The 9,705-nt window shown below is 72.4% G+C and carries 9 protein-coding genes; 3 read left to right on the forward strand and 6 right to left on the reverse strand.

Annotated elements, in window-relative coordinates; genetic code table 11:
* From FJ251_10230 to FJ251_10240, 3 genes are all read right to left on the reverse strand, one after another.
* A partial coding sequence (locus FJ251_10230) for a hypothetical protein (GenBank protein MBM4118096.1) occupies nt 1-1,267 on the reverse strand: 1,267 nt, incomplete at its 3' end.
* A complete protein-coding gene (locus FJ251_10235) occupies nt 1,159-1,884 on the reverse strand; it encodes a sugar transferase (GenBank protein ID MBM4118097.1) in 726 nt (241 codons plus the stop codon). The genes FJ251_10235 and FJ251_10230, both read right to left, overlap by 109 nt.
* A gap of 177 nt (nt 1,885-2,061) precedes the next feature.
* Nucleotides 2,062-3,165: a DegT/DnrJ/EryC1/StrS family aminotransferase gene (locus FJ251_10240; protein MBM4118098.1), complete on the reverse strand. Its 1,104-nt coding sequence runs from the start codon at nt 3,163-3,165 to the stop codon at nt 2,062-2,064.
* Nucleotides 3,166-3,354: 189 nt separating this feature from the next.
* Between FJ251_10240 and FJ251_10245 the strand changes: the two genes are divergently transcribed.
* The 3 genes from FJ251_10245 to FJ251_10255 are packed head-to-tail and all read left to right on the forward strand — an operon-like array spanning nt 3,355 to nt 6,830.
* Nucleotides 3,355-4,542 (forward strand): glycosyltransferase family 4 protein, encoded by a 1,188-nt coding sequence (locus tag FJ251_10245; GenBank protein MBM4118099.1) that lies wholly within the window; start codon nt 3,355-3,357, stop codon nt 4,540-4,542.
* A gap of 3 nt (nt 4,543-4,545) precedes the next feature.
* Nucleotides 4,546-6,357 (forward strand): hypothetical protein, encoded by a 1,812-nt coding sequence (locus FJ251_10250; GenBank protein MBM4118100.1) that lies wholly within the window; start codon nt 4,546-4,548, stop codon nt 6,355-6,357.
* 17 nt (nt 6,358-6,374) lie between these two features.
* On the forward strand, nt 6,375-6,830 hold the full coding sequence (locus FJ251_10255; GenBank protein ID MBM4118101.1) for a hypothetical protein: 456 nt from the start codon (nt 6,375-6,377) through the stop codon (nt 6,828-6,830).
* Here the strand turns inward: FJ251_10255 and FJ251_10260 are convergent.
* The 3 genes from FJ251_10260 to FJ251_10270 form a co-directional block, all read right to left on the reverse strand.
* Nucleotides 6,806-7,687, reverse strand: a complete 882-nt coding sequence (locus tag FJ251_10260; protein MBM4118102.1) for a DUF3108 domain-containing protein — start codon at nt 7,685-7,687, stop codon at nt 6,806-6,808. The genes FJ251_10255 and FJ251_10260 overlap by 25 nt on opposite strands.
* Nucleotides 7,677-8,888, reverse strand: coding sequence for a glycosyltransferase family 2 protein (locus FJ251_10265; GenBank protein ID MBM4118103.1), 1,212 nt, complete (start codon nt 8,886-8,888; stop codon nt 7,677-7,679). Before FJ251_10265 ends, FJ251_10260 begins: the two co-directional genes overlap by 11 nt.
* On the reverse strand, nt 8,447-9,705 hold a 1,259-nt coding region (locus FJ251_10270; GenBank protein ID MBM4118104.1), incomplete at its 5' end, for a glycosyltransferase family 9 protein. The genes FJ251_10270 and FJ251_10265, both read right to left, overlap by 442 nt.

Genomic DNA, 9,705 nt, shown 5'->3' on the forward strand with positions numbered 1-9,705 from the left:
CGCCGGCCACCAGCACGCCGCCCAGGAGCAGCGAGGCCGCGAGACGCAGCCAGCGGATCCGCAAGCTCAGCAACCCCTGCGCCATGAGCAGCAGCAGCAGCGGCCAGAGCATGCTCACGTAGCGGACGTTATACACCTTGAAGTTTCTCAGGGCAAGGAAGCTGGCGAGTCCGAGCGCGACGATGACGACAATCGCCAGCTCGAGGCGGCGGCGGGGCGAAACCCCCAAGAAACCGGCCACCAGGAGCCCCGCGAAGACGATCCCGGCCAGGGCGAGCGCCGGCAGATGGGCGCGCGCCGCCGCTCCCGCCCCGTGATGCAGTTCCTCGAGACTCGGCCCGTAGCTGTAGCCGGCCAGCAGTGTGAAGACCGTGTACGGCAGGGCGAGTGGCGTGAAGGTCGTCTCCCCGCGCAGCGGCGCTTCATCCCAGGCCGGCGCGGGGGTGACGAGGCGCTGGGGCGCCATCTGCTCGATGAAGCTCAGCAACCAGGGCAGGCTCAGCACGAGGACCAGGCCCGCGGCCGCGAGGAGCCGGCCGAGGACGCGCCGGCGCGCCGGGCCAGCGCCGGCGCCGACGATAAGCGCCAGACCCAGGCCCAGCAGGAAGAGCAGGAAGCTCAGGTTGGCGAGCAGCCCGAGCCAGGCGCAGAGCACGAGGGCGAGGAAGGCCCCCCGGCGCGGCCCGCCCTCCGCACGCCAGCCTTCGGCGGCCAGCAAGCAGGCCGGGGCGAGCAGGAGCACCAGGCTGTAGTTGCGCAGCTCCTGCCCGTACCAGACCGCGAAGGGACTCAGAGCCGCCAGGAGCCCGGCCAGGGCAGCGGCCGGCGGCCCGGCGACGCGGCGTACCCAGGCATGGACGAGCCAGACGCTGAGGGCGCCGGCCACGGCCGAGAGCAGGCGCAGCCACTCCCCCGGCAGGAGCGGCGCCAGCAGCGCGGCCAGGCCGCTGTAGAGGGGCCCGTGCAGGTCGGCGAAGAAGTGCCCGGCGTCGATCTCGCGCAGGTGCCGCACGGCCTTGACCGTGAAGATCTCGTCCACCCAGAAGCCCAGCGCCGTCAGCCGGTAGAGGCGCAGGAGCAGCGCCAGCCCGACGAGCGCGGGCAGCAGCCAAGGACTGGCGAGCCAGCCGCCGTTGCGAGGGTGTTTCATCGGCAATGCTAGTAGGCGCCTCGCCGGGCGATGATGGCAGGCAGGGTCCGCAGCAGGATCATCACGTCGAAGAGGAAGCCGCGCATCATCACGTACTCCATGTCCAGGCGCATCCATTCCTCGAAGCCGATGCTGCTCCGCCCCGACACCTGCCAAAGGCAGGTGATCCCCGGCTGCACTTCGAGCCGCCGGTAGTGCCACGGCTCGTAGAGCTCCACCTCGCTGGGGATCTGCGGCCGGGGCCCGACGATGCTCATGTCGCCCTTGAAGACGTTGAAGAGCTGAGGCAGCTCGTCCAGGCTGCTGCGCCGCAGGAAGCGCCCCAACGCAGTGATGCGGGGGTCGTTGCGGATCTTGAACATCGGCCCCTCGGCTTCGTTCAGGTAGCGGAACTCCTCCTTGAGCGCCTCGGCCTCGGCCACCATCGAGCGGAACTTGTAGCAGATGAAGTGGCGCCGATTGCGGCCGACGCGAATCTGGCGAAAGAAGATCGGCCCGTTGCTCTCGAGCTTGATGAGCACGGCCAAGGGGACCATCAAGGGCAGGAAGAGCAGGATGCCCAGCCCGCTCATCAGGAGGTCCAGCGCGCGCTTGCTGAGGCGGTAGTGCCAGGCGTCGCGGACCGGGTAGCTGAGCAGATCCCCGCCAGCAACCCTGGCCGGGCCCGGCGCGCTGTCCGGCCCCAGGGTGGTTTCGCGCTCGGGGGAATCGAGGAGAGTGCCCTTGGAAGCCATGCTTTCGACCTCGGATGTCCGACTGGGCTGCGGAACTGGTCAGCGACCGCCCTGCCCGACGCAACGGGAGCGCGGCAGCGCTGCATTCAGCGAGAGCGATAGCAAGCGGTCGATAGGGCCTCCAGGACGCTGGACTGGCCCTAGTCTAGCAGACCCCCGCTCCGGCTGTAAAGCGCCTCACCCCGAGAACGCGGCCCGAACCGCCGCGCAGACGCGCTCGACCATCGCCTCGCTGAGCTCGGCGTACATCGGCAGGCTGAGGATCTCGGCGGCCCCGCGCTCCGCCTCCGGGAACCGGCCGGCGCGGCCCAGGTGCTCGAAGGCCGGCTGTCGATGGACGGGCTGGGGGTAGTGGTAGCCGAAGCCGATCTCCCCTGCCTGGAGAGAGGCCGCGATGGCGGGGATCCGGGCACTGCGGATAACGAAAAGGTGATAAACGGGCTCATGTCCCGGCCGCTCCACCGGCAGACGCAGGTCGCCAACCCCGCTCAGGCGCTCCCGGTAGGCCGCCGCGACGCGCCGGCGCGCCGCATTCCAGGCGTCGAGGTGGGCCAGTTTCACGCGCAGGACGGCCGCCTGCAGGGCATCGAGCCGGCTGTTGGTACCCAGGCGCGCGTGGTGGTACTTGCGCGGGCTGCCGTGGTCGCCGATCTCGCGGACGGCCTGGGCGTGCGCGGCGCTTGCCGCCAGGACGGCGCCGCCGTCCCCGTAGGCGCCCAGATTCTTGCCGGGATAGAAGCTGAAGCCGGCCAGCGGCGCCAGCGATCCGCAGCGGCGACCCTTGTAGCGGGCGCCGTGCGCTTGGGCGGCATCCTCGATGACCACCAACCCGTGCCGTGCGGCAATGGCGAGTAACGGATCCATGTCGACGGGATCGCCATAGAGGTGCACCGGCATCAGGGCGCGCGTGCGCGGCGTGATCGCGGCCTCGACCTGGGCGATGTCGAGGTGGTAGCTGCTCGGATCCATGTCGACCAGGACCGGGGTCGCCCCCGCGAGGACGATCGCCTCCACCGTCGCGACGAAGGTGTTGGCGGCCGTGATCACCTCGTCGCCGGGCCCCAGCCCAGCCGCTCGACAGGCGAGTTCGAGGGCGTCCGTGCCGTTGGCGACGCCCACCGCATGAGCCGCGCCGCAGTAGGCCGCGAAGGCCGCCTCGAAGTCGCGCAGGGCTGGGCCCCCGATGAAGGCGCCGCGCTCCATGATGCCCGTCAGTTCGGGCAGGAGTTCCGCCTGGAGCTGCTGGTACTGCACCCGGAGATCGAGGAATGGCACCTGCATGGGTCCCCGTCAGCCTTCCGCGCTGGCGCCGATCGGCAACCAGCGGTTCTCGCAGGCGCCTGCGGCATTGTCATCTTCTTTGCGAAAGCAGCCTGGGTGCCAACCCGCTTGCCGGCCGTACCCCTGCCGCGTTGACGCGTCGCGAAGCGAATGATAGCGTAACACTTCCGGCCGGAAAGGAAAGACCCCATGCTCCGCGTGGCGATGGTCGCCTATACCTACTATGCCTCCGACCCGCGCGTGCGGCGCGAGGCCGAAGCCTTGGCGGAGCGCGGGGACGCCGTCGACGTCTTCTGCCTGCGCGCCCCCGGGGAGCCGGCCTGGGAGCGCTGCCGGGGCGTCCGCGTGCGCCACTTGCCGCTGGCCCGCTACCGGGGAGGCAAGCCCGTCCTCTACGTGGGCAGCTATTTCCTCTTCTTCCTGCTCGCCCTCGTCGCCGTCGGCGGCGCCCACCTGCGGCGACCCTACGCGCTCGTCCACGCCAACAACATGCCCGACTTCATGGCCTTCACCGGCCTCGTTCCCCGCCTCGGCGGCCGCCCCCTGATCCTGGACATCCACGACACGATGCCCGAGATCTACCAGGGCAAGTTCGGCGTCGGGCCGGGCCATCCGCTGATCCGCCTGCTCCGCTTGCAGGAGCGCTGGAGCGCTCGGCTGGCCAGCCGCGTTCTCACCTCGGAGCACACCAAGCGCGAGGCGCTGATCGCACACGGCCTGCCGGCGGCGAAGATCGCCGTGCTGCTCAATGTGCCGGACCCGCGGCTCTTCCCCCAGGGGCAGCCCCGGGCGGCGCGCCCACCCGCGGACGGCTTTCGCCTCGTCTTCCATGGCACGCTGGCGGAGCGGCTCGGCGTCGACCTCGCCCTGCGCGCCGTGGCCTTGCTCGGCGCGCGCATCCCGGGGCTCCGGCTCGACCTCATCGGGGACGGCGACCTGCGGCCGGCCCTCCTGGCGCTCCGCGATGAGCTCGGCCTGGACGGTCAGGTGCGCTTCAGCGACGGCATGGTGCCCGTCGAAGCCCTGCCCGCCCTGCTCGCCGAGGCCGACCTCGGCATCATTCCCACGCGGGAGGAGATCGGCACGCGCTACATGCTGCCGACCAAGCTGCTGGAGTATGCCGCGCTGGGCATTCCCGCCGTGGTGGCGCCGACGCATACGATCCGCTACTACTTCGACGAGTCGCAGGTGGCCTTCTTCACCCCCGGCAGCCCGGAGTCGCTCGCGGAGACCATCCTCGCGCTCTATCGTGACCCCGAGCGCCGTGCGCAGCTCGCCGCCGGCGCCGCCCGTTTCGGCGAGCGCTACGCCTGGGCGCAGCACAAGCAGGTCTACCTGGATCTGGTCGACGGCCTCTGCGCCGCCGGCAAGGAGTGAGCGATGTATCTCGAGTTCTTCGGCCTGCGCGAGAAGCCCTTCAACGTCACGCCCGACCCGCACTTCCTCTACATGTCGCCCAGCCACCAGGAGGCCTTCGCCAACCTCCTCTACGGCATCCGCGAGCGCAAGGGCTTCATCCTCGTCACCGGCGAAGTGGGCACCGGCAAGACCACGCTCCTGCACAACCTGCTCGCGAACCTGGACAGTGACATCCGCAGCGTCTTCGTCTACCACACGGGGCTGGACTTCGGCGATCTACTCGAGAGCATCCACCACGAGCTGGGCATCCCCATCGAGACGCGCACCCGCGCCGCGCTCCTGCAGAGCCTCAGCCGCTGCCTGATCGAGGAGTTGCGCGCTGGGCGCAATGTGGCGCTGATCATCGACGAAGCGCAGAACCTCTCGCCGGAGATCCTCGAGAACCTGCGTCTGCTCTCCAATCTCGAGACGGCCAAGGACAAGCTCCTGCAGATCATCCTCGTCGGACAGCCGGAACTGGACGAGAAAATGGACCTGCCTGGCTTGCGGCAGCTCAAGCAGCGGATCGCCGTGCACGGCGTGATCCATGCGCTCAGTCACGCCGAGAGCCGGGCCTACATCCGCCATCGACTCGCCGTCGCCGGGGCGGCCAACCAGGGCGCGGGCGTTCTCAGCGAGGAGGCGATCAGCCACATCGTGCACGCGGCGGGCGGCATCCCCCGCCAGCTCAATCTGCTCTGCGACAATGCGCTCCTCATCGCCTATGCCGACGGTTCGCGCGAGGTGCTCAGCGCTCACGCCCGCGAGGCGATCCGCGACCACGGGATCGCGACCCCCAGCCAGCGCCGCCGGCTCGAGGAGGGGCAAGCGGTCGTCGTCGCGGCCCCCGTTCCCGTCCGCGGCCTCGGCCGTCGCCGCCTCTTCAGCATCGGCGCCGCGGCCATCGCACTCGCCGCCGTGCTGTTCGTCGCCTACGCGCTCGGCACGCAGCGGGCCGCCCGCACGCAGCGGCCGAACGCCCTGCCCCGCGCGCTCGAGCGCGAGCTGGCCGCGCGAGACGCCCCGGTCGACCTGGCGCCGGTCCACGAGTCCCCAGCGCCCGCTCCTCCCCGCGGGGACAGGCAATCCCCCACCGGCGGCGGCCAGGAGAGCCCGTCCGCGCCCGGACCGGACAGCCTGGCCCGCGCGGGGGCCGGAGCGGCGGCTGCGCGCGCCGTGGCGGCGCGGCCGGAAGCCGCGCCCGCCGCCGCCGATCACGCCTCCCCCTCCGACTGGGCCGCGCAGCGCCCTGGGCCGGATGAGGCGGTGCAGCGCCCCCCGGCAGCGGTCGCGGCGGCGGTCGAGGCCCCGCGGCCCGCGAGCGCCGCGCCAGCGGCCTCCGGGGCGGTGGACACGGCGCGCACCCGCCCGGATCAGCGCGGCGTCTGGATCCCGCTCGAGCCCGGCGAGCCGGGGCGTCCCGAAGAGGCGCCCGCCGAACCCGTCGGCTCGCCGCCCGCAGGCGCCGCCAGCGCCCTCCCGCGCGGCGCGAGCCTGCGCGAGGAGTTCTGGCGCGCGGGCAACCTGGTCGATCTGCAGGACGTCCTGGACCGCACGCCGCGGCTCACCTACACTGTCGCGCCGGGCGACAACTTCACCGGGCTCGTGCACGCGGCGACGGGCCGCCGCGACATGCTCGTGCTGGAATTGGTCAAGCGCATGAATCCGCAGATCGCGAACTTCGACCTCATCCAAGCCGGGCGCACGCTGATCCTGCCGGATCTGCGCGAGTCGGCAGCGAGCGCCCCGGCCGCGCCGGCTGACTCGGCGGCTGCGGCGCTCCCGAGTCCCTGAGGCAGGAGGCCTCCCGCGTGAGCAAGACCTTCAAGGCACTCCAGAGGGCGGCCGAGGAACAGGCCCGCCGCCTGCGTCGCGAGAGCGAGCCCGGGCAGCCGCCCCCAGCGGGCAGCACTCCCCCGAACGCCGCCGCGGCGCGCCGGATCGCGCTGGCGGGATCAGCGAGCCCGCCAGCGACGCCGGGGCCCCGCACGAGCGCGGACGGCGTGTTGCGCAGCGAGGTCGACCTCGCGCTCCGCGAACTGCTCGAGGCGAGTTTCCGCCCCGCCTGCCCTCACTTGCGCATCGGCGAGGACGGCTGGGTCCACGGCGCGCTCGACCGCGATGCCTTGCGCGCGCTGCGTCGCCGGGCGGCTCTCCTGCACTGCCTCGTGAAGGATCCGGAGACGAGCTTCTGGTTCTGGGGATCCGCGCGCGAAGCCGAGGCGCTGGCCAGGTCCACGGGCTACCTGCTCGACCCCGTCGACTGACTGGCCCAGGGCAGCGCCGGCAGCGGCTTTCCTTCGCGGTAGGCCACGAGCTCCGAGGTGAAGGCCCCCACCGGCGCCCGGGCCTTCAACTTGACCGGAAGCCGCCGGGCATCGTCGCTCAGGTAGATGAGCATGCGGCCCTCCGACTTGAAGAGCCCCTGGCTCTGCAGGGTGGGCTCGAGCACGAGGCAATCGTAGCTGCCCAGGCGAGTCTCCACGCGCTCGCGGCCCGTGACCGCAACGCGCAGGGGATAGCTCTTCTTGCCGTCGTGGACCGGGATGTGGAGCACCATCCCTTCGCGCAGGGCGAAGGCGCGCACGTAGAAGAGCGCGCTGAGGATGTCCTGGCTGCCCGGCAGGAGCTCGCTCTCGGTCCCGTCGGCGTAGCGCGCCACGCCTTCCGCGTGCAGGTACTCGGCGTCGAAATCGGCCTTGTAGTCCCCCTCGCGCAGCTGCTTGCGGAAGCGCAGACTGTGGAGCGACTCGAGATCGAAGAGCGAGCTGATCTCGTCGCGCACCTTGTAGACAGTGTCGATCCACTGGGCGCTGCGCGCCCGGGACATCAGCTCGAGCACCGGGCGCTCGCGGTGGCGCTGCACCTCCCGCGTCTCCAGGCGAGCGCGGCCCACGCTCACCACGCCGTACTGGATCTCGTAGTCGAGGACCTCCCCGGTGCCGAAGGGCAGCGCGGCCGGCACGAGCGCGCCGACGCTGCCGTCCGGGTACTGCACGCGTCCGCGCGGCGGCAGCGTCGAATCGGCGGCGGCCTCCTGCGCGCCGGCCGCGCCGGCCCGGAGCGCGAGCAGGAGGGCCAGCGCGGCCAGGCGGAGCGGTCGCACGCGGGGCCTAGTCACGATCCTCCTCGCCGCGGATGAGGCCGCGGGCGATGCCGTAGTGCAGGGCGTGCTTCAGCCCCACCTGCAGGGATGAGAGCAGGCAGAGCAGGATGCCGTGCGGACCGTCGCGCCAGCCTCCTTGCCAAATGGCCATTCGCAGGAAGCGCGCCGGCGGCCGCAGGAGCGCGCGGTGGAGGCCGGCGCGCCGCCCGTCCCGCGCCAGCTGCCGGGCGCCCGCCCGCGCGTAGCGCAGCAGGCGTTCGAGGTAGTCGTCAATGTCGTGGTAGCTCTCGTGTTCCAGCGCAGCGCGGAGGCGGCCGTGCCCCGCTGCACAGCGCAGCTCCTCGTGCACCAGGGCCTCCCCATAGCGCCCGGCGTCGCGTTCGAGCAGGCGCAGGACGCCGTCGCGATCCCAGCCGGCGTGGCGGATCTCGCGGCCGAGAAAGCGGCTGCGCCGGGGAATCCAGTAGGCGCGCTCGGCCGGTGCCGCGAGCACGGCGTCGATCTCGGCGCGCAGCGCCGCTGTCACGCGCTCGTCCGCGTCCAGGATCAGCACCCAGCCCGGCTCGAGCTGTTCCAGCCCCCAGTTCTTCTGATCCGCCGGCGAGCGGTAGGCGCGCTGCCGGAACTCGGCGCCAGCCGCCCGCGCGATGCGCTCCGTGCCATCCGTCGAGAAGGAGTCGACGACGAGGACGCGCCGCGCCCAACCCGCCACCGAGGCGAGGCAGGCCGGCAGATTGCGCTCTTCGTTGAAGGTCGTGACGAGAACCTGCGGTCCGCTCACGGCCCACCCGGCTCCGCGTGCATGGCGGCGAGCCTTGCAGACACCTCCGTGGGCGTCAAGCCGTTCATGCAGGGGTGGCCGGCGACGGGGCAGCGCGTGAGCCCGCAGGGGCTGCAGGCGAGCTCCCGCCGCAGCCAGGGGTGGCGCGCGTCGAGCACCGACCAGATCTGCGGATCGCTCGGGCCGAAGAGCGCGAGACTCGGCGTGCCGAGCGCGACGGCGACGTGGCGCGCCCCGGAGTCGCCGCTGAGCAGGAGATCGGCGTGGCGGATGGCCGCCACCATCGTCGCGATCGCCGGGGTGGCGAGCACGGTGGCGCCGCTCCCGGCCGCGATCTCCGCCAGGAGCGCCGCCTCCGCGGGCGCGCCCATCAGCGCCACGCGCCAGCCGGCGGCGCGCCGGTCGCGAACGAGAGCCGCATAGTGCGCGGCCGGCCACTGCTTCGCGCTCCAGGTGGCGCCCGGCGCGACGAGCAGGCAGGGGCCGGGTCCCGCCGGCAGGGGATCGGGCGCCCCCGGCGGCGGCGAGGGCAGACGCAGGCTGAGATCCCCCGGCGCGATCCCCAGACTCTCGACGAGCAGGAAGTGGTTGATCGGCGCGTAGGGCCGCCCGCGCGCGGCGGGCCAGCCGCGCTCCGCCTTCAGCGTGTAGAAGTAGTGCCGGTGCCGCACGCGGTAGCCGTGGCGGCGCGGCGCACCCGAGAAGAGCGTGAAGAGGGCCGAGGTGCCGCTCCCCTGGAGATCGAGCAGCAGGTCGTAGCGCTCGCGGCGCAGGCGCAGCGCCCAGCGCAGATCGCTCAGCCAGCGCGGCCGCGCGCGCCGCGGATAGGCGAGCAAGCGGTCGATGTCCGGGCTCCCCGCGAGCAGCGGGGCCAGGGGCGCATCGACGAGGTAGTCGATGCGGGCGTGCGGGTAGCGCCGGCGAAGCGCGGCCAGCAGCGGCGTCGCGAGGAGGACGTCCCCCAGCGCCCGGAAGCGCAGGACGAGGATACGCCTCACGTCCGCTCCAGCAGGTCCGTCAGGCGCGCGCAGGCCGCCTCGGGGCCGATCGTGGCGAGGTCGATGCCGCTGCGATCGCGCCGGCCGTCCGCGCTCGCGGCGAGCAGCTCCGCGTGGGGCCGATCGCCGTAGGGAAACCAGATCCGCGGATCGCTGGGACCGAAGAGCCCGAGTGTCGGCACACCGAGCGCGATCGCGACGTGGAGGATGCCGCCGTCCGCGCTGACGAGGCCGCGGCAGGCGGCGAGCAGACCCCC

The organism is bacterium (genome assembly GCA_016873475.1).
In the GTDB taxonomy this organism is placed as follows: domain Bacteria; phylum Krumholzibacteriota; class Krumholzibacteriia; order JACNKJ01; family JACNKJ01; genus VGXI01.

Coding starts and splice junctions, on each gene's coding strand:
- FJ251_10235 (MBM4118097.1), bottom strand. CDS start 1,884: ATGGCTTCCAAGGGCACTCTCCTCGATTCCCCCGAGCGCGAAACCACC.
- FJ251_10240 (MBM4118098.1), bottom strand. CDS start 3,165: ATGCAGGTGCCATTCCTCGATCTCCGGGTGCAGTACCAGCAGCTCCAG.
- FJ251_10245 (MBM4118099.1), top strand. CDS start 3,355: ATGCTCCGCGTGGCGATGGTCGCCTATACCTACTATGCCTCCGACCCG.
- FJ251_10250 (MBM4118100.1), top strand. CDS start 4,546: ATGTATCTCGAGTTCTTCGGCCTGCGCGAGAAGCCCTTCAACGTCACG.